This window comes from Kamptonema sp. UHCC 0994 (assembly GCF_029167235.1).
Taxonomy (GTDB): domain Bacteria; phylum Cyanobacteriota; class Cyanobacteriia; order Cyanobacteriales; family Microcoleaceae; genus Kamptonema.
The window spans coordinates 1-18,344 of the sequence record NZ_JARFTR010000144.1; the positions used below are offsets into that span (position 1 = coordinate 1).

General features: G+C 45.3%; 18 protein-coding genes. 6 read left to right on the plus strand and 12 right to left on the minus strand.

All coding sequences use genetic code 11. From position 1 onward, the window contains the following. The first annotated feature begins 243 nt into the window (after positions 1 to 243). A complete protein-coding gene (locus tag PY364_RS13730; protein ID WP_275523285.1) occupies positions 244 to 795 on the plus strand; it encodes a Uma2 family endonuclease in 552 nt (183 codons plus the stop codon). Positions 796 to 839: 44 nt separating this feature from the next. Here the strand turns inward: PY364_RS13730 and PY364_RS13735 are convergent, their stop codons facing one another. The 8 genes from PY364_RS13735 to PY364_RS13770 all read right to left on the minus strand — a co-directional run bounded on the left by PY364_RS13735 (position 840) and on the right by PY364_RS13770 (position 10,066). After that, positions 840 to 2,318, minus strand: a complete 1,479-nt coding sequence (locus PY364_RS13735; RefSeq protein WP_275523286.1) for an NAD(P)/FAD-dependent oxidoreductase — start codon at positions 2,316 to 2,318, stop codon at positions 840 to 842. A gap of 177 nt (positions 2,319 to 2,495) precedes the next feature. After that, the gene (cobD, locus tag PY364_RS13740) at positions 2,496 to 3,575 is read right to left on the minus strand and encodes a threonine-phosphate decarboxylase CobD (RefSeq protein WP_275523287.1); all 1,080 of its coding nucleotides are present in this window, start codon (positions 3,573 to 3,575) and stop codon (positions 2,496 to 2,498) included. Between the two features lie 25 nt (positions 3,576 to 3,600). Then, positions 3,601 to 3,888 (minus strand): HU family DNA-binding protein, encoded by a 288-nt coding sequence (locus PY364_RS13745; RefSeq protein WP_275523288.1) that lies wholly within the window; start codon positions 3,886 to 3,888, stop codon positions 3,601 to 3,603. A 481-nt stretch (positions 3,889 to 4,369) separates the two neighbouring features. Continuing rightward, entirely contained in the window at positions 4,370 to 6,802 is a 2,433-nt protein-coding gene (locus tag PY364_RS13750) for an AMIN domain-containing protein (RefSeq protein ID WP_275523289.1), read from the minus strand. A gap of 209 nt (positions 6,803 to 7,011) precedes the next feature. After that, complete coding sequence (locus tag PY364_RS13755; RefSeq protein ID WP_275523291.1) at positions 7,012 to 7,848, minus strand: pilus assembly protein PilO; 837 nt, start codon at positions 7,846 to 7,848, stop codon at positions 7,012 to 7,014. Then, entirely contained in the window at positions 7,845 to 8,744 is a 900-nt protein-coding gene (locus tag PY364_RS13760) for a PilN domain-containing protein (RefSeq protein ID WP_275523293.1), read from the minus strand. The genes PY364_RS13755 and PY364_RS13760 overlap by 4 nt, the downstream gene beginning before the upstream one ends. A 4-nt stretch (positions 8,745 to 8,748) precedes the next feature. Continuing rightward, positions 8,749 to 9,843, minus strand: coding sequence for a type IV pilus assembly protein PilM (gene pilM, locus PY364_RS13765; RefSeq protein ID WP_275523295.1), 1,095 nt, complete (start codon positions 9,841 to 9,843; stop codon positions 8,749 to 8,751). Positions 9,844 to 9,856: 13 nt separating this feature from the next. Then, complete coding sequence (locus tag PY364_RS13770) at positions 9,857 to 10,066, minus strand: hypothetical protein (RefSeq protein ID WP_275523297.1); 210 nt, start codon at positions 10,064 to 10,066, stop codon at positions 9,857 to 9,859. A 40-nt stretch (positions 10,067 to 10,106) separates the two neighbouring features. On the opposite strand from PY364_RS13770, the gene PY364_RS13775 reads away from it, so the two are divergent. The 5 genes from PY364_RS13775 (at position 10,107) to PY364_RS13795 (ending at position 15,119) form a co-directional block, all read left to right on the plus strand. Then, positions 10,107 to 11,390, plus strand: coding sequence for a sugar ABC transporter substrate-binding protein (locus PY364_RS13775; RefSeq protein ID WP_275523315.1), 1,284 nt, complete (start codon positions 10,107 to 10,109; stop codon positions 11,388 to 11,390). 724 nt (positions 11,391 to 12,114) lie between these two features. Further along, a complete protein-coding gene (locus PY364_RS13780) occupies positions 12,115 to 12,414 on the plus strand; it encodes a type II toxin-antitoxin system HigB family toxin (protein ID WP_275523298.1) in 300 nt (99 codons plus the stop codon). Further along, positions 12,398 to 12,805 carry a helix-turn-helix domain-containing protein gene (locus PY364_RS13785; protein WP_275523299.1) on the plus strand — a complete coding sequence of 136 codons (408 nt, stop codon included), beginning with the start codon at positions 12,398 to 12,400 and terminating at the stop codon, positions 12,803 to 12,805. Before PY364_RS13780 ends, PY364_RS13785 begins: the two co-directional genes overlap by 17 nt. A gap of 273 nt (positions 12,806 to 13,078) precedes the next feature. Then, positions 13,079 to 14,083: a phenylalanine--tRNA ligase subunit alpha gene (gene pheS / locus PY364_RS13790; protein WP_275523300.1), complete on the plus strand. Its 1,005-nt coding sequence runs from the start codon at positions 13,079 to 13,081 to the stop codon at positions 14,081 to 14,083. Between the two features lie 352 nt (positions 14,084 to 14,435). Beyond that, positions 14,436 to 15,119, plus strand: coding sequence for an SH3 domain-containing protein (locus tag PY364_RS13795; RefSeq protein ID WP_275523301.1), 684 nt, complete (start codon positions 14,436 to 14,438; stop codon positions 15,117 to 15,119). A 110-nt stretch (positions 15,120 to 15,229) separates the two neighbouring features. Here the strand turns inward: PY364_RS13795 and PY364_RS13800 are convergent, their stop codons facing one another. The 4 genes from PY364_RS13800 to groL form a co-directional block, all read right to left on the minus strand. Further along, the gene (locus PY364_RS13800) at positions 15,230 to 15,613 is read right to left on the minus strand and encodes a hypothetical protein (RefSeq protein WP_275523302.1); all 384 of its coding nucleotides are present in this window, start codon (positions 15,611 to 15,613) and stop codon (positions 15,230 to 15,232) included. Positions 15,614 to 15,654: 41 nt separating this feature from the next. Next, positions 15,655 to 15,915: a hypothetical protein gene (locus PY364_RS13805; RefSeq protein WP_275523303.1), complete on the minus strand. Its 261-nt coding sequence runs from the start codon at positions 15,913 to 15,915 to the stop codon at positions 15,655 to 15,657. A gap of 150 nt (positions 15,916 to 16,065) precedes the next feature. Further along, complete coding sequence (locus tag PY364_RS13810; protein WP_275523304.1) at positions 16,066 to 16,404, minus strand: flavoredoxin; 339 nt, start codon at positions 16,402 to 16,404, stop codon at positions 16,066 to 16,068. A 209-nt stretch (positions 16,405 to 16,613) separates the two neighbouring features. Further along, positions 16,614 to 18,254 carry a chaperonin GroEL gene (gene groL, locus PY364_RS13815; protein WP_272031687.1) on the minus strand — a complete coding sequence of 547 codons (1,641 nt, stop codon included), beginning with the start codon at positions 18,252 to 18,254 and terminating at the stop codon, positions 16,614 to 16,616. Positions 18,255 to 18,344 lie beyond the last annotated feature (90 nt).

An 18,344-nucleotide genomic window follows, 5' to 3' on the forward strand; every position in this document is an offset into this window, starting at 1 on the left:
TCGGCATCTGCTTTCTACCTTTATTGATAAGTTAGATTTAGACCCGAATTTGATTTTAAATCACCCGAACTTTCCTGAACTCCTGTCTTATGGTACTTTAGCTGCTTAAAAACTGTCCGAAGTATTGGAAGGAGAGAAAATTTTGTTTAATTTATCTCCAGTTTTCCGAGAATATCTCAGAAATTGGCATAAGATGCTAAATTAGGATAATGAGTAAGTTAACTATGGCAATTGTTGACGAAAATGACAGTATCGATCGCCAAATGGAAACTCAAGGACTATCACCAGATCGTCGAAATCGGCTTACTCGACGATCGCCCCGTGGAACTATTGCAGGGAGAAATCGTTGAAATGTCGCCAGAAAAAGAACCCCACGCCTATTTTAGCAGCGAAGCTGGCGATTATCTAACTCGTTTACTCAGCGATCGCGCCCTCGTCCGACACGCCAAACCCATCACACTCCCCAACGATTCGGAACCAGAACCAGATATTGCCATTGTCCAACGTCTCGGACGCGAATATCTCAGCCATCATCCCTATCCCGAAAATATTTTTTGGTTGATCGAATACGCTAATACCAGTCTGGAAAAAGACTCAACGCTGAAATATCGCATCTACGCCGAAGCGGGAATTCCTGAATATTGGTTAGTTAACTTGAAGCGTCGAGAACTAATCGTTTTTCGCGATCCCCGTGAGGGAGAATACGCCTCAAAGATCACCCTAACCCAAGGTAAAATTGTGCCCCTAGCATTTGCGGATATCCAGATTGCAGTTGAAGCGCTAATTTCGGCATAGAATTACCAATTACCAATCACCAATTACCAATTACCAATTACCAATTACCAATTCCAGTATCGCCGCCAGTGAAACAAATTTTCTAATAAATTAGATAAAAAAGGCTGACTGCGGAAGCGTTGCAATTGCCAACTAGCGGCCGTTTTACCATTAATTTCCGATAGCGTCGGCCAAATGTGGGGAAGTTCTGCGATCGCATCCATTTTTAACCCTTGACGCATAGCCAAAGCTATGCTATGTATTAACTCCGCAGCCTGCGGCCCAACCAGACTCGCGCCCAAAATCTCCCCACTACGACTACCAATTAGCTTACAAAAACCTGTTGTTTCTCCCCCCATTTGAGCTTTATCAATAGTCTTAAAATATTCTCGACAAACTATAATATCGTCCCCATATCTAGTTATAGCTTGTGCTTCAGTCATGCCAACTCTTGCCAGTTGTGGGTCAGAAAAAATAGCCCAAGGAATCCCACGATAATCTACCTTAAAAATCGGTAAAAATAACGCATTTTTCAAAGCGATTTTAGCTTCATAATTAGCAATATTGGCAAATGGATAACCACCAGCAACATCTGTGCAAGCATAAATTCTAGAGTTAGTAGTTTGCAGTTTATTATTTAAAATCAACCCTTTTTTGTTAAAAGTTACTCCTGTAGCTAACAAATTCAAAGATTCAAAATTAGGCATTTGGCAACCAGCAGCCACTAAAATCTCATCAGCTTCTATCGCCTCATTCCCCGCTTGAATCCATTTTTTACCATCAATAATTCTGGCTTGTGTTACTTCAGTTTGAGTTAAAATACGAACGCCCTCAGCTTCCATTGTGGCTTGAACTAAAAGGGCAGCTTCCGTATCTTCTTTAGCCAAAATATGAGAACTTTTTACCACCATCGTTACACGAACTCCCAGCCTAGCAAAAGCTTGTGCCAGTTCTACACCTGCGGGATCTCCACCGATAACCACTAAAGTATCAGGAAGCTTTTTTAGTTCGCTTAACTGCCTACTTTCTGCTGTGAAATATCCTGTAGATAATAGCCCTTCAATTTCTGGAATTGCTGGTTGAGAGGGGGTAGCGAGGAGGAATGAGCGCGATCTTAATATTCTCCCATCTACAGCAAAGCCTAGATCGGGTTTGACAATAAACTCGCCTTTTCCAACAATAATATCTACGCCAGCAGCGGCTAATACATCAGGAGAATGAATTTCATTTAGGTTAGAAGCCACCCCGGAAATCCATAGCTTTGCTATATCAAATTGTAGGGCTATTTCCGCGCCATATTTATCTTCAATAGGTACATTAAACTGCTGTGAAAAACGCATTTGCTGGACAAACCGTCCCATCTCTAGCAAGGATTGGCTGTATCTCAATCCCGCAACTGAGGAATGTTTACCAGACAACGACAACTCTTGCCAATTATTGGGGGATTCTACCAAAGCGACACGAGCTTTGAGGTGAGTTGCAGTGAGTGCGGCAAATCGTCCAGCAGCAGTACCGCCAATTATCACCACATCGTAGTCAAGCATAAATATAGAAGAAGGGACTAGGGGCTAGGGACTAGAGACTAGGGAAAGACGGGGAGAGGGGGAGGATGGGGAGGTAAATCCCCCATTCTCCCCAATTACCAATTAGCAATTACCAATTAGCAATTACCAATTAGCAATTAGCAATTAGCAATTAGCAATTAGCAATTACCAATTATCTTATTTTAGAACATCTGCTAGTCCTGCTAAGAGGCGGTTATTGTCTGCCTCCGTGCGGATGGCAACTCGGAAAAAGCGATCGCCTAATTCAGGAAAACTTAGACAATCGCGGATGAGAATACGATGACGCTCCAATAGAGTTTTTTGTATCCAAGAAACAGAATGCTCAGAACGCACGAATAAAAAGTTAGCTGCACCTTTGTAAGGCTGCAATCCTGGTAACTTCCCTAAACCCTCAAATAACTGAGGGCGAACTAGATCTAGCCAGTCCCAAGTTTGCTGCTGGAACGCGCTATCTTGCACCACAGCAGCAGCAGCGGCCGCTGCTAGGGTATTGACAGGCCAGGGGTCGCGCCACTGTTGCCAGCGGCGAATGCGGTCAGGGTGTGCGATCGCATAACCCAACCGCAGTCCCGGCAGCGAATAGAATTTAGTCAGCGATCGCAAAATCACCAAATTGGGAAACTCTGCCACCAACCCAACCAAACTTTGTTGCTGTGCAGGTGGTAGGAAGTCCATAAAAGCTTCATCTACCACTACTAACGCAAATTTTTCCAAAAAAGGCGCGATCGCCTCCAAGGTAAATAATAAGCCCGTAGGATTGTGGGGATTATTCAGCAACAAACCCGTTTTACTGGGAATTTGGGATGGGAAATTTTCAAATGGCGATCGCAAATCTAAAACTTCCAATCCCAAATCCATCGAGCATTCCAGCACAGTTGCGTCAAAAGTTTTCAATGCCCGCCTGTAATCCCCAAAAGCCGGAGTCACCAAATAAGTTCCAGCCAAATTTGACAACTCAAAAGCCGCCCAAGTTAATAACTCTGCCGCGCCATTCCCCGGCAGAATCCACTCCGGGCTTAGACCTGTGTGTACTTGGCTCAAAGCCACCCTCAATTGATAGTAATCGGGGTCTGGGTAAGCTCCCAAGTCGCTTAGGTGCGATTCAATCGCACGCTTAGCCGACTCAGGAGGCCCCAAAGGACTAATACTCGCGGAAAAATCCAGAATGGCAGCAGCAGGGCAGCCAGCCAATGCCGCTGCCCAAGTTAAATTTCCCCCGTGTACAGGTCTAGTCAAAGCTCAGTTCCGCAGTTATTTGCTCCTACTTCTCAGCAGGCGGCGCAACTCTATCCTTGAACAACTTACCCGCCGAGAAAGCAGGAACTTTAGTTGCCGGGATTTCCATCTTCTCACCCGTCTTAGGATTGCGGCCCTCACGAGCCTTGCGTTCCCGTGACTCAAAGGAGCCAAAACCCACTAGCGTCACTTTATCGCCATTGGAAACAGCTTCCATGATGGATTCCAGAGCAGCACTCAGTACGGCATCAGCCTGTTTCTTCGTGACACTCGCCTTTTCTGCTACTGCGTCAACCAATTCACCTTTATTCATCTGGCATACTCCTTAAGGTTTGCACAATTACGTTAAACAGCACTCAGCTCTTAGCTGCACGTTGGACTGGGGGTTTGTGGTTCCAGGTATGGACTTCGGGGTGTTCCCTATTTCCAGTACCTAGAACTCTGACAAACAATTTCTAGCAGGCACAGATTCCCTTGACAGATGGTCAAAAAAGGAAGCTTTAGACTGATGGCTGAAACCCCGACAGAATCTAATTTTCACTGCATTATTCTAAAGTCTTGTCGGCCTATATGGATCGATGAAACCTTTAATTTATATGGATTTCGACATTTATTAGGTTTTAGACACCAATTTTGGGACAAAAAACCCCCTTGCGAGATATAATTTATCCCTTTTAGGGATTGGGGGAGGTAGGGAAGATGGGGGAAATGGGGAAATGGGGAGTGGGGAAGATGGGGAAGATGGAAGACAGAAATTGCCCCTCTGCTCCCCCGCTCCCCCGCTCCCCATCATCTTACCTCTGCTGAATCGGCACACCCCGCTGGAGCATTTGGCGTGCGTCTGGGCTGGGGTTGTACTGGTAGCCAAAGGAAGAGCGATCGCTATCATCGAGGATTTGCGGTGTCACTAACACAATCACTTCCGCCCGCTGGTTAGTCTTGGTCGTGCTTCTGAAAAGTGAACCAATTAGTGGTAAATCTCCTAAAATGGGGATTTTGCTAGCCCTAACTCTTTCAGTATCATTAATTATCCCCGACACGATCAATGTCTGACCGTCTCGCAGGCGAATTAATCCTGAAGACAAAGAGCGTTCTTGCAACAATGAAATCTGGTTATTGCCCAGATTCGTATCGTTGGCGATCGCCCTGACAGTCGGGTTAATTCGCATAGAGATAAAACCATTGTCGTCAATGCGAGTTACCTCCACGTTAAGAGTCAAACCTGCATTTCCTTTCTCTGCCGTCACTGTTTGGGTAGTTAAGCCAGTGCCCGCTGTTGTCTGCGTCGTGATGTTGGTAATTACTTGTTGAGTTAAGTTCACGCCAGCAGTCTCTCCTTCTTGAACTACCAGCGTCGGATCTGTCAGAATCTTGGCATTATTAGTAACAATCTGTGCCTGTAACTGAGACAGAAATCTGGTCGGATATTGGAACAGAGGATAAAGGGCAAATGTCGCGTCTCCAACCGAACTAAGCTGCCCTGCATTCGCTCCGTTTAGAGTTCTTTCAAAGGAGGTATAGTCTTGAATCCCTACTTGGTTGGGATTGTTTCCTACTGGCGATCGCGGATTTAGGAAAAGACCGCCGCCAGGAGATGTGAGCGGAACATTAGTTTGATTATTTTGCTCGTAGAATGGATCGTTCCCACTGATTGGGTTGGGGACTATGGGACGACCAGTTAGAGAGCTTCGCGTAGTCAGAGTATTAGGTGGATTTATCCCGCCAAAATTTAGCGTTGCACTTCCTCCATCATTAACGAAGAAATTGTTATTAATCCCGAAGGAAAAGCTAGAACTATAGTTATTTTGTCCTGATAAGTTGATGTCAATAACCTTCACATTCACAGCAACTTGGCGACGGCGTAAATCTAGCTGAGTCAAAAACGCGCTTGCAACTTCGATCTGGCGTGGAGTGCCGATTAAGGTTATCGCATTTAAGCGCTCGTCTGTCAATACGGATAACCCTCTGAGTAGCAAGGCTCCCGAACCCTGTACTGCGCCCAGTGGTCGAATTTCTACCGAGTTTTCTTCAGTTACGTTGCGGTCTACGCCCGTGCCTGTAACAGTACGCCTGACTATGTTAACAACCCTTTGAGTTTCTGCCCCTTGAGCACTTAAGAAAGCTGCTGCTTGTCCGGCTTGAACTTGATTGAGGCGAAAGGAGCGGGTGATGAGGTTACGAGCTTCTACTGGCAAGGTAGTGCCAACAAAAATCGTGCGTCCAACACGGTTAGCTTGTAAGCCGCTAAGACGAAGTACGTAGTTAAAGACATCTTGAACTGACTCGTTTTCAATATCTAAGGAAATTTTTTGCCCTTCATTTGTAGCACTAGCTCCCTGATTGGGGACACCGGGCTGAGCTGCCTGACCTGTCTGCCCCTGAGCGTTATCCCCAGTAAAGGCAATATTAACGCCTGCGGCGCGGGCTAGCAAAGCTAACACATCTCTGACTGGTGCATCTCGCAGCACTAGACGGGGGATGCGTTCAGATGTGTTGAGATTGATGGCAGAGGGAGACGGATCGATATTAGAGACGGCGATATCTCCTAGGGGTGGCGCAACAGCTCGCGATTGAAAAGGAGGAGCTTGGTTGAGCGAGGGTTGAATGTCTTCGGGAAGCGGTGGTTGCTCGTTCCTGGTAATCGTGACTTGGGGGTTGGGAACCATCACGTTCGGAGACTGAGCAGTACGGATTTGAGGCGCTGGGGCTGTTTGGCTCAGGGGCAGGTTGGCCGGCGGCGGTGGGACTGTTTGGCTTAGAGGTTGGTCTGGTGGCGGTGGCGGTGTCATCGCAGGTACACTGGCAGTAGGGGTACCTCTGCCTTGAGCTACGCTGAAGACTATTCCTTGCCCCTGTGTCTGAACTATTTGCCCCGCAGGAGCGTTGCCGTTACCTGCAACGACGATTCTGATGCTGTTAGCATCAATCTGAGTTACTTCTACAGAAGCAATACCTGGAGAGGGATTTTCTTGCCGGAAAGCGTTACCTTGGGGTAGGCTCAGTTGGGTATTGGTGATGGTTGCTCGGAAACTATTACCGTCGTTAATTGTAAAAACTTGAGGGCGATCGCCTTTCTCTGTTGCCAATATAATATTAAACCCACTGCTGGTTTGAGTGAGCTGTACGGCGGTGACTTTTGTGGGTGCTGCCCAGACGGGGGCCTGTGCGACCAGGACTGCGACTCCCGCGCCGAAAAGCCCTCCACCCAATCTTAAATGTTGTTTCACGTTCCCTCCTCAACTAAAACTTTGTTTACTGTTGGCTTTCAAGTGTCAGGTGCGCTGCTGACTCTTAACTATTGACAAATGAACTATTACAGCAACCGCCTTGGCGGTTAGGACGTTTTGAATTCCTGAAGCCGATTCTATTCCCCCTTCTTCCCCTAGCCCCTAGCCCCTAGCCCCTAGCTATACTTGCATTGGAATACAAAATAGCACTATTTGGCTGCCGCAGGTTTAGGAGTTGCAGGTGCGGCTGGACTTGGGGTAGCCGCTGGCTCAACTTGTTTTAAGGGCAGTAGTGCGTGCAAGTCAAAGGCTGTTTTGATTTTAGTTTGGGGCACACCTACAGGAATAATTTTCCCTTGTAGATAGTCAACTTCTATTTTCTGAGTTGTTTCTGACAACTGAGATTTTAAATTCTTAACCACTAACAGGGATTGCATCAGCTCCAGATTCCTTAAAAAGGCTTGAGTTTGGGGGAAACTACCTTCAAACTCAACTTTAAAGGTTTTGCGTCTGAGCTGACCGTTAACTCCTGCTCCCAAACTGCTATCTAGGACAATATCTGGGTCGGGCATAGCCGCTGCTGCGGCTGGGCCTGATGGTGCAACTACTTTCACGGGTACGGGTTCAAATTTTGTCAGTTTTGCTTTGAGATCGTCACCTTGGACTCCAGAGTTAATTTTGTTTACCAGTTGAGTAACATCGTAGAGCAGAGTATTTAAGGTGGTATCGTCAGCAAACATTGACGTTACTTCGATTCTCCGCTGTATGGCTTCATCGCGATCGGCAACTACTTCAGCTTTTTTCTTAATTTGAGCTTTGAATAGTTGTTGCTTGCCTTCAAGTTCTGTAATTTTTCCTTTGGTCTCGTTACCTTTTTGCAATTCTGGCAGCACGAACTGGTAGGTTAGATAGCCTGCTAGCCCTAGACCGAGAACTGCGATCGCGGCTCCAATGACTTGCGGAGTCAGTTTAAGGCCGAATATGGCCTTGCCTTCTTCTTCTTCTTGACCTTCCTCACCGGGAACATATTGATTTGCTACTGTCATGGTTTTTTCACCTCTGGCTGTTGTGCGATCACTCCTTTTTCTTGAAGTGTTTCGATTCGGATTGCTAGACCGTCTGCCTGTTTACTCCTCAGCTCTGGAAGCAATTGGGATGCAGGAGTGTCGCTGAGGGCTGTTTCAATTTTATATTCAACTATGGGGCGCAGTTTGGGGAGTTCGTTTGCTCCTCCTGCGCTTTTGTTTTGAAGTGCTATTTGGGTGGTGTTGTTTTTTAATGTTGCTCCGAGCAGTTTTGTGTCGGCATCTTTGAAAAAGGGTGAACGCTGGATTAGCAGCACAAAGTCGTTGACTTGCTCGAAGGAACTGGCGACACCAGTTATTACTAATGTGGCTGTCTTGATTGGTGCTGGCGGGGCAACAGGGGTAGCTGGGGTCGCTGGGCTGGCACTGGCAGCAGGAGAGCCACTCGGTGAGGGTGAGGGAGTTTTTGCCGCTGCTGGGGTAGCGACGACTGGGGCCGGGCTAGGCTCGGTTTGGTCAATTTTGGAGATTTTTACTCCTGGTGGGATGCGATCGCCTAGATCTCGCCACATGGCTGACCAAGGCTTAATTTGATCGAAAACCGTACCCAAGGCTTTATACTCTCCCTCTATTTTCTGGGTTTCGGTCTTGATTTTGGTGATTTCGGCTACTTGAGCTTCCAATTTAGCTGCTTCTTGTTCGGCTACTGCTTTGCGTTCCCCAGTTCTACTATTTTCTTGGGTTAGCCACCAGTAAGCGCCCCCGACTGCGCCATTGAGAGCCAGTGCTACCACAGCCCCAACTATAATCGGAGTCTGATCCGTAGATGTGGTGGATTTGCTCTTACGTTCTCGGTTAACATCTACCGGTTTGTAATCCGGGCGATCGTTGAGAAAATTAATATCTAAGCTGTACACGCGCTCATACCTCCCTTAGTCCTAAACCCAATGCTATGCCCAAACCAGTTCGTTGTTCTGGGGGAATTTCTTGTTCTAATTCCAGGGATAGGGCTTCCACTGGATCTACTTGGCTGGCTGGTAAGCTCAACCTCTGCATAAAAAATTCGTCGAGTTTGCCGATCGCTGCTCCGGGCCCTGCCAGTAGCAGTTGCGCCACTTCTAATTCTTCACTCTGGTTGAGGTAGAAGTCGATTGAGCGGCGCAGTTCGTCGGCTAGTTCGCTTAATACTTTAATCATGGCATTAGTACCCGGATTCGCATCCCCCCCTGATGTGCCCATTGTATCTGTAACTGGGAGGGTCATGCTTAGGACTCCGCTGGTGTCTCTGGTGGGGGGTAGGTTCATCGCCTGGTTGAGGGCGCTTTGAATTTGGTATGTGCCGATGGGAATGGTACGGTTAAATTGAGGGATGCCATCTACTACTATTGCTAGTTCGGTACTATCAAATTCTATGTCTGTCAATACTGCTGCTTCTTGGGCAGAAAATTGTTGCAATTGGTCACGCATGGTGCGGATTAATGCAAAACTTGTGACTTCTAAAACATCGATTGTTAGTCCTGCTTCTTGAAATGTATTAATGTAAGTATTTGTAACTTCTTGCCGGGTTGCTACTAGGACTACTTGCACTTTTTCTATTCCGTCTTCATCGACAAATAAGCCTAGTTTCTGATAGTCTACGTCTGCATCGTCTCTGGGAAAGGGTAAGTATAGACCTGCTTCTGCGTTCATGTATTCCCGCAGTTCGTCGTCGTTAAGTTCGGCGGGAACGGGGATTAATCGGATCACTGCTTCTCTGCCAGGAATAGCTGTAGCTACTCGTTTGGTTGTGATTTTGTTGTCGGCAAGTAGGGATCTGATCAGTTCTGCCATTGTTGGCGGATCGACGATTTGACCTTCTTGTACTATGTCTTCTGGAACTTCTGCTGTAGCTAATATCCCTAGTTTTAGTGCCGATCCTTTCTTTTGAAGTTGCACAACTTTAATTAGGTCTGAGGATAATTCGATGCCTATTCCTGGCTGCTTATTGGAAAATAATCCTTTAAAAAAGTTAACCATATTTTGTTAGTTGTTAGTTGTTAGTTGTTAGTTGGTAATTGGTAATTGGTAATTGGTAATTGCTAATTGCTAATTGGTAATTGGTAATTGGTAATTGGTAATTGGTAATTGGTAATTGGTAATTGGTAATTGGTAATTGGTAATTGCTCCCTCGCTCCCCTGCTCCCCTGCTCCCCCGCTCCCCATCTCCCTCGCTCCCCTGCTCCGAATTTATGCTATCCAATTTAGCTGAGAATAACCATGATGGTCAAACAATCAATAAAATGAAACGCAAGACTTGGAAACGGTTTGGAATTTTTGCCCTTTTGGGGCTGTTGGTGGCGATCGCGTTTGGTTGTGTGACTCCTACTCCCAATGCTGGGAATAAGAAGGGTCAAGAGGTGGAGTTCTGGACGATGCAACTCCAACCTCAGTTTACTGATTATTTCAATAAATTGATCGCTGGCTTTGAGTCGGAAAATCCAGGAGTGAAGGTGCGGTGGGTGGATGTGCCTTGGTCGGCGATGGAAAGTAAAATTTTAGCAGCAGTTTCGGCAAAAACTGCACCAGACGTGGTAAATCTCAATCCTGATTTTGCTTCGCTATTGGCGGGACGGAATGCTTGGCTGGATTTGGATGATAAGGTTCCTGATGCTGTGCGATCGCAATACCTCCCGAATATCTGGAAAGCTAGCATTCTCAACGGTAAAAGTTTTGGCATTCCTTGGTATCTGACGACGCAGGTAATGATTTACAATTCGGAACTCCTAAAGAAGGCGGGGGTAAGTAAACCTCCGACTACTTATGCTGAGTTGGCTGAAGTTGCGAAGCAAGTTAAGGAAAAAACTGGCAAGTATGCCTTTTTTGTAACCTTTGTCCCTGAAGATTCGGCTGAGGTTTTGCAGTCTTTTGTGCAGATGGGCGTGCGTTTGGTTGACGACCAAGGCAAGGCGGCGTTTAATACTGCGGAAGGTAAGGCGGTTTTCCAGTATTGGGTTGATTTGTATAAGGGTGGGTTGTTACCGAAGGAGGCGTTAATTCAAGGCCACCGTCGAGGGATTGAACTTTATCAGGCGGGGGAGACGGCTTTGTTGGGTACGGGGCCGCAATTTTTGTCTGCGATCGCGCAGAATGCTCCGACTATAGCGCAAGTTTCGACGACTGCTCCGCAAGTTACGGGAAAAACTGGTAAGAAAAGTGTGGCGGTGATGAATTTGGTGATTCCCCGTAATACGGATGTGCCAGATTTGGCAATAAAGTTTGCCCTTTATGTGACTAATAATCAAAATCAGTTGGCTTTTGCGAAGGCGGCGAATGTTTTGCCGTCAACTGTTGAGGCTTTAGAGGATGGTTATTTTCAGGCGGTGGCGGCGGATGCGAAGCCGGCGGATTTGGCGAGGGCGGTAAGTGCAAGTCAGATGAAGGATGCGGAGATTTTGATTCCGGCGATGCAGGATATTAAGAAGTTGCAAAAGGCGATTTATGACAATTTGCAGGCGGCGATGTTGGATCAGAAGTCGGTTGATGTGGCTGTGGCTGATGCGGCGAATGCCTGGAATCAACGGTAGGTAAGGGTTGGGGGGTTGAGTAAAGATTTTTGCTTTGCCCCCTTGCTTTTTTGATTGTTTGGGGGTACTATCTATTTGTGGGGTGTGTGGGCACATATATGGGTGATTATATTTATATAGGTTACACCTTAAGATCGACTTTAAAACTATCCTAATAATAAGGTAGGGGTAATTAAGAGTCAAGAATTTTTGGAAATTTGGTTTAATTGGGAATATTTTTGATAGGTGGAAAGCTTGGCTAAGGATATAGTCAGGCTTAGGTTTTTTGTGCGGGAGTTATAGCAAATTTGGTTCTATGATTTTTTTTTGATGAACCACAGAGGCGCAGAGGACGCAGAGGGAAGAGAAAGAGAATATCAGGGAGTGATGGTAGCGGATTTAGTCTCAGATACAGGACTTACGCACGCTTGGTCAAAAACCCGGTTTCTGCGTCAATATTTCTCGAAAAAAGCGATGATTTTGGTCATAAACCGGGTTTTTTGCGTAAGTCCTGAGATAGTTATCCCTATATGATATGATTAAGTGAGGTAAGTGCCTAAACAAAAATAAACCGATCTATGTAACAAAATGTTAAATAGCTGAAACGCTTGAGATTAATTTGCTTTATTACGTTCCGATGCACCGGATGTAGTGCAGTTTAATTATGTCCGACTACTTAGCTTAATTAGGTTAACCTAAATAATTAATATATCCAAAAAAATTATGAAAAAAATCTCAAGAACAAATGCACTTAATTTCGATGACCAACCTCCGTAAGGATGCTAGCCAGTATCCCGATGTCAAAAAACAAATTGATGACTGGTATGCAAATGTCAAGCAAGCAGAATGGCAGAATTTAGAGGATGTTCGCCAGATTTACCGAGATGCTGAAGCGGTAGGAAACTTCACCGTTTTTAATATCAAAGGCAATGATTATCGCTTGATTGTTGGGATTAACTACACAAAACAAACCGTTTACTACAAATTTTTCCTTACTCATGCTGAATACAACAAAGATAAATGGAAAAATGACGATTACTTTTGACCGAGTTACTTATAGCAAACTACTGTCGGAAATCGCTCCCCAGGCGATCGAAACTGAAGAGGAATACGATCGCCTCCTGAAAGTAGCAGAAAGGCTAACTTTTGCGAAAAACACCACTCCAGAGGAAACGGCTTTACATAAATTGTTAGTAACGCTGATTGAAGTCTATGAGACAGAGAACTATCCGATGGACAAAAGTTTGCCTCACGAGATTTTGCAACATATTATGGAATCTAGCGGCCTTAGTCAAGCGGATTTAGCAGATATTATGAAGTCTTCGAGTGATGTTGTGTCTGAAGTTGTGAACGGTAAACGGGCGGTTAGCAAAGCAGAGGCTAAAGCCCTTGGTGATTATTTTAAGGTTTCGCCTAGTTTGTTTATCGAGGGATAATTTTGGGCGCAATTTAATTGGCGGTTAACCTGTAAATGCAGGCGGTCGCCATTTCTTTCTTTATCCAAAAAAGTGCGACGCTTTCACCTTAACAATACATCTAGGACTTAGCATTGATGCCTTTTAGAAAAAATATCGCAATTTAAAGAGTATTGATATTTCGATGGCCACAAATTTAATACTATATAACTGCCCATAACTGCCCATTTCTAAATCAAGGACAAATTGCGCTAAAATCATCATGGCTGCAAAATTTAACAGACTCCAGCAAAGATGACTACTGAGCTAAATGACCTAGAAGCCCAACTAGAAACTCTCCGCCAAGAAGCCAAAAATGCGATCGCAACTTCCAATACCCTAGAACAACTCGAACAGTTGCGAATTGGCTACTTCGGGAAAAAAGGCCAAATGTCCCAAATTTTAGGCAGCATGGGCAAATTGGCTGCGGATCGGCGACCGAAAATAGGCGCGATCGCGAATATAATTAAAGAAGCGATCGCCACTGAATTAGACAACAAACGTACCAGCCTGCAATCGGCTCAAATCCAAGCCAAACTCGAAGCAGAAACTATAGACGTTACCATGCCAGGGGTTTATCGCCCCCAAGGTAAAATTCATCCCTTAAATGGTGTTATCGATCGAGCTTTAGATATCTTCGTTGGTCTCGGCTACACCGTCGCCACTGGCCCAGAAATAGAATCAGATTACTACAACTTCGAGGCCTTGAATACGCCGCCCGATCATCCCGCACGGGATATGCAAGATACCTTCTATTTACCCGATGCCAAACTGCTGCGGACTCACACATCTAGCGTCCAAATTCGCTATATGGAAAACCACGAACCGCCGATCCGAATTGTTGCACCCGGTCGCGTTTACCGCCGCGATACAGTCGATGCTACTCATGCGGCTGTCTTCCATCAAATTGAACTTTTAGCTGTTGATGAAGGACTAACATTTACCGACCTTAAAGGCACAATTAAAGAATTTTTACGGCAAATGTTCGGGCAAGACTTACCGATTCGCTTCCGCGCCAGCTATTTCCCCTTTACTGAACCTTCAGCAGAAGTTGATTTGCAGTGGCAAGGGCGCTGGCTAGAAGTTTTGGGCTGCGGTGTAGTCGATCCCAATGTTCTCAAAGCAGTTGGTTATGACCCGGAAAAATATACGGGATTTGCCGCTGGTTTTGGTGTAGAACGCTTCGCTCAAGTTTTGCACAAAATTGACGACATTCGCCGCGTTTATACGAGTGATTTGCGCTTTTTGCGGCAATTTTAATCAGAATTACAGAAAACTGTTTGTAACGCTACTCTACGCGCAATAAGAATATCGGCGAGATGGTGGCGTTACTTTAGTAATGCGTAAGTCTTGCAAGCAAAATTCCCCAAGGGTACAGTGGCTTCGATCTCAAATTTGCTCAATTCTGGCAATCTCAGGATTATAGCAACCGCCAAGACGGTTAGAATGTTTAAATGCTCAAACCCTTGCTTTGATTGCTTCTTCCTTCTTCCTTCTTCCTTCTTCCTTCTTCCTTCTTCCTTGGACTATACATCTACTCAAAACCGTTTTTTGCTATAACTACATCATCAAATTCAAATTATTGTTTTGATTTAGATGAGGAGTTGAACGTATGAAAAAGATCAGTCACTGGAATCAACCCGCAGGAGTGCTAAGCTTGTTCGCGATCGCGATCGGCACTTTGCAGATTTCTGCGATCGCCCAAGGCGCAACCGTAACATCAAATCTCAGTCAAAATCCACCGTCAAGTACCTCTCAAATAGCCCAAGCTACAGTAAGTCTCTGTCGCAAAATTACTGCATCCCAGGGTTTAGTCATCCGCGAGAAACCTTCTCTGACATCGCGCCAAGTAGGCAGCGCACCCTTGAATAGTCAAATCACCCTCGTTGAAGCCGCGAACGTGCTTCAGGCATCAGATGGCCGCCTCTGGGTAGAAATTTCATCACCAGTCAGGGGGTACATTTCTAACGGCTTTGCTAACAGCGACAGCAATTTGGGAATATGTTCGGGGACAGCGAACAATCCTCCCCAAAATCCTTCTGCTGGTAATGGAACTCCTGATGGAAATCTCTGTCGCCAAGTTGAGCCCCGCGTCGCGCCGCGCGGTTTAGCTGTCCGCGCAGATGCTTCTGCTGCGTCAGGTTACAGAGGGGGAGTACCTGCTAACGGTAAGGTGACTCTTGTTCAAAATTACAAGCTAGTTTTGGATAAAAGCGGGCAAAACCGCAATTGGGTAGAGATTACATCGCCGTTTGCCGGGTTTGTATCTGCCCAAAGTCTGATTATGTGCCGTTAAAGTGGCTGCGCGATCGCTTTTTTATGTAAAATGGCGATCGCCTACTCGATAAATTCACTTTTATAGGAAAGTCTGCAAAGATTCTGGGACAACTCATATTTTTACCGCACTCAAGATTTGCTTATTGTAACTTCCTCACGCACAGATGTTGTAATGGCTTCTATCAAAAATAATCGCTCACTAATTGATAAATTAAGCGTGGATTTTACTAATTCTTGCAAAGATAAGTCTTTTGGCTTTTCTGAAGAATTATCATTCTGAACTGGCGAAAAAGTACCATTAAAACTTAAACGTTTGACTGAGGTATTATGCTCTAAACTTCTCTTCATGTCTGCAAGGAGAAGCTCTAAAAATTTAATATCGTTCCCTAGATCGGCAGCCTCATCCTCATCCTCCTCTACATCTTCAATTACCTGCAAACGTTCTTGATAAGCATTGATTTGATGTTCAATGGCTTCTATAATAAATCTGAAATCTTTAAATGATAGATTCATGTTAGTTGCCTTTCAAAGAATGAATATTTAGCAAGCCTTAACTAGACGGTTGTTTGAAGAAGCATATCCTCTACCTGTCTAATTTGCTGCCAATCAATTACTGCAACCCAAAGACTTTCTTCTTCAGAATATTGTACCACGCCATCTACTTCTAATTCTTCACTATAGATGGTGAGCAATTGACCATTTTCCAATTTAATATTTTGGCGACTCAAATCTTCAATTGTACCAACACAATTTAGACGAAGGCGACCCTGTTGATCAGCATTATGAAAGTCTGCAAAGATTCTGGGACAACTCATATTTTTACAGTACTCAATATATTTTTTTTGATTGTAGGACTTACACAACTGGCAGACTTAAATGAGCTTGTATGGTGCATCAGACGAAGTGATAGATTAAACAAACCAGAGTTTGATCGTCTAATGCACCCTACTCTATGTACCCGTTGCCTAAGTCCTAGATGGGTTAGGAATCGTTGGTGTCAGCAGAAGGCTTACTTTTTCTGGTGTTAAGCCAGTGAGAGTTGCATGATTTAAACTTCTGCCAGAAGTACGGATGACATCTCCACCTTCCGAGCGGACTTTACCCACTGTGGTAACACCAACTCGTCCATGACGGATTGCTAATGCTAATTCTACTATAGACAATTCTACTGCACATTCTACAGAAATTCCCGTGATACCGCTGGGGTGGGTTGTTGTGCCACGTTTAATATCTTCTGGACGATTAAGACCCCCACGAACTACTAAGGCTTCGTTGGGAATTATCTCCACAGGTGTTTTATTCATATTAATATTAACTCCTCAAGTATCAGAATATTGGTGGAATAAAGCCCTAAAAACCCAAAAAGCCGAGGCAGTGATCTGCCCCGGCCAGGGTTGTTATTCAATTATTCCTTATGGTTCCATCCTAAAACTTCAGGTTGGAAATGTCAAGAGTTTCCTGGGCGCTCAAAATAACAGGGCGAGCCCAAAAGCCCGCCCCATCAAACTAGCGATTAGTAATCGAAATCACCACCGCCCATACCGCCACCAGCACCAGCAGGAGCGCCATCCTTGGGCTCAGGCTTATCAACGACGATACACTCAGTCGTCAACACCATGCCAGCAATAGAAGCTGCATTTTGCAAAGCGGAACGAGTCACCTTTGCAGGGTCAACGATACCAGCTTCAAACATATCTACAAACTCATTAGTAGCTGCATTGAAACCAACATTAAATGGCTTCTCTTTCACGCGCTCAGCGATCACAGCACCATTCAAACCGGCATTCTCAGCAATCCGCTTTAAGGGAGCAGCTAGAGCCCGTGCGACAATCAAAGCACCGGTTAATTCTTCACCCTTCAGACTGCTATTTGCCCACTCTTCTAACTGAGGTGTCAGGTGAGCTAAAGTTGTGCCACCACCGGGAACAATGCCTTCTTCCACAGCAGCTTTGGTAGCGTTAATCGCATCTTCTAAACGCAGTTTGCGATCCTTCATTTCGGTTTCAGTCGCAGCGCCAACCTTGATTACAGCTACGCCACCGGCCAATTTAGCTAAGCGCTCTTGTAGCTTTTCTTTGTCGTAGGAAGACTCGGTTTCGTCCATCTGGCGGCGGATTTGTTCGCAGCGAGATTTGACAGCAGCTTCGTTACCTTCGGCAACAATTGTAGTGTTGTCCTTGGTGATAGCAATGCGGCGTGCTTTACCTAGCATATCCAACTTGGTATTGTCAAGCTTCAAGCCAGCATCTTCGGTGATTACTTGGCCACCAGTTAAAACAGCAATATCTTCTAACATGGATTTGCGGCGATCGCCAAAACCAGGGGCTTTTACAGCAGTTACATTCAAAACGCCGCGCAGTTTGTTGACTACCAAAGTAGCTAAAGCTTCTTTCTCAATATCTTCAGCGATGATCAACAAGGGACGACCAGCGCGTGCTACTTGTTCTAATACGGGAACTAAATCCTGTACCAGAGCAATTTTCTTGTCAGTTAATAAGATGAAAGGTTCTTCAAGAATTGCTTCCATCCGCTCAGTATCAGTCACGAAATAAGGAGAGATATAGCCTTTGTCAAAGCGCATCCCTTCCGTAATTTCGAGCTCGGTGGTCATGGATTTACCTTCTTCCAAGGAAATCACACCTTCCTTACCGACTTTATCCATTGCGTTAGCAATCATTTGGCCAACTTCATCGTCGTTACCGGCGGAAATTGCACCAACTTGAGCGATCGCTTTAGAATCTTCTACTTGTTTGGCGTGTTCGGCAATCTTTTCTACTAAAAAGCTAGTCGCCTTGTCAACACCGCGCTTCAGAGCGATCGCATTCGCACCAGCAGCTACGTTCCGCAGGCCTTCTTTGACCATAGCGTGAGCCAGCACAGTTGCAGTCGTGGTACCATCGCCAGCAGCATCATTAGTTTTGGAAGCAGCTTGACGGATCAGAGCCACACCAGTATTTTCAACATGGTCTTCCAGTTCAATTTCTTTAGCGATGGTAACGCCATCATTAACAATTTGAGGAGCACCAAATTTCTTCTCTAGAACTACATTACGACCTTTAGGGCCGAGGGTGACAGCCACTGCTTCTGCCAGAATGTCCATACCGCGTTCTAGAGCGCGACGTGCATTTTCGTTGTAGATGATACGCTTAGCCATAGTTTTCGACTCCAGTAAGTGAAATTTGTTTGTAATTTGAAAAATTGCTAATTGCTAATAGCTAATTGCTAATAGCTAATTGCTAATTGC

Coding starts and splice junctions, on each gene's coding strand:
- pilM (WP_275523295.1), bottom strand. CDS start 9,843: ATGGTTAACTTTTTTAAAGGATTATTTTCCAATAAGCAGCCAGGAATA.
- PY364_RS13780 (WP_275523298.1), top strand. CDS start 12,115: ATGCACTTAATTTCGATGACCAACCTCCGTAAGGATGCTAGCCAGTAT.
- PY364_RS13795 (WP_275523301.1), top strand. CDS start 14,436: ATGAAAAAGATCAGTCACTGGAATCAACCCGCAGGAGTGCTAAGCTTG.
- PY364_RS13745 (WP_275523288.1), bottom strand. CDS start 3,888: ATGAATAAAGGTGAATTGGTTGACGCAGTAGCAGAAAAGGCGAGTGTC.
- PY364_RS13735 (WP_275523286.1), bottom strand. CDS start 2,318: ATGCTTGACTACGATGTGGTGATAATTGGCGGTACTGCTGCTGGACGA.
- PY364_RS13775 (WP_275523315.1), top strand. CDS start 10,107: ATGAAACGCAAGACTTGGAAACGGTTTGGAATTTTTGCCCTTTTGGGG.
- PY364_RS13755 (WP_275523291.1), bottom strand. CDS start 7,848: ATGACAGTAGCAAATCAATATGTTCCCGGTGAGGAAGGTCAAGAAGAA.
- PY364_RS13785 (WP_275523299.1), top strand. CDS start 12,398: ATGACGATTACTTTTGACCGAGTTACTTATAGCAAACTACTGTCGGAA.
- PY364_RS13800 (WP_275523302.1), bottom strand. CDS start 15,613: ATGAATCTATCATTTAAAGATTTCAGATTTATTATAGAAGCCATTGAA.
- PY364_RS13810 (WP_275523304.1), bottom strand. CDS start 16,404: ATGAATAAAACACCTGTGGAGATAATTCCCAACGAAGCCTTAGTAGTT.
- pheS (WP_275523300.1), top strand. CDS start 13,079: ATGACTACTGAGCTAAATGACCTAGAAGCCCAACTAGAAACTCTCCGC.
- PY364_RS13730 (WP_275523285.1), top strand. CDS start 244: ATGACAGTATCGATCGCCAAATGGAAACTCAAGGACTATCACCAGATC.
- groL (WP_272031687.1), bottom strand. CDS start 18,254: ATGGCTAAGCGTATCATCTACAACGAAAATGCACGTCGCGCTCTAGAA.
- PY364_RS13805 (WP_275523303.1), bottom strand. CDS start 15,915: ATGAGTTGTCCCAGAATCTTTGCAGACTTTCATAATGCTGATCAACAG.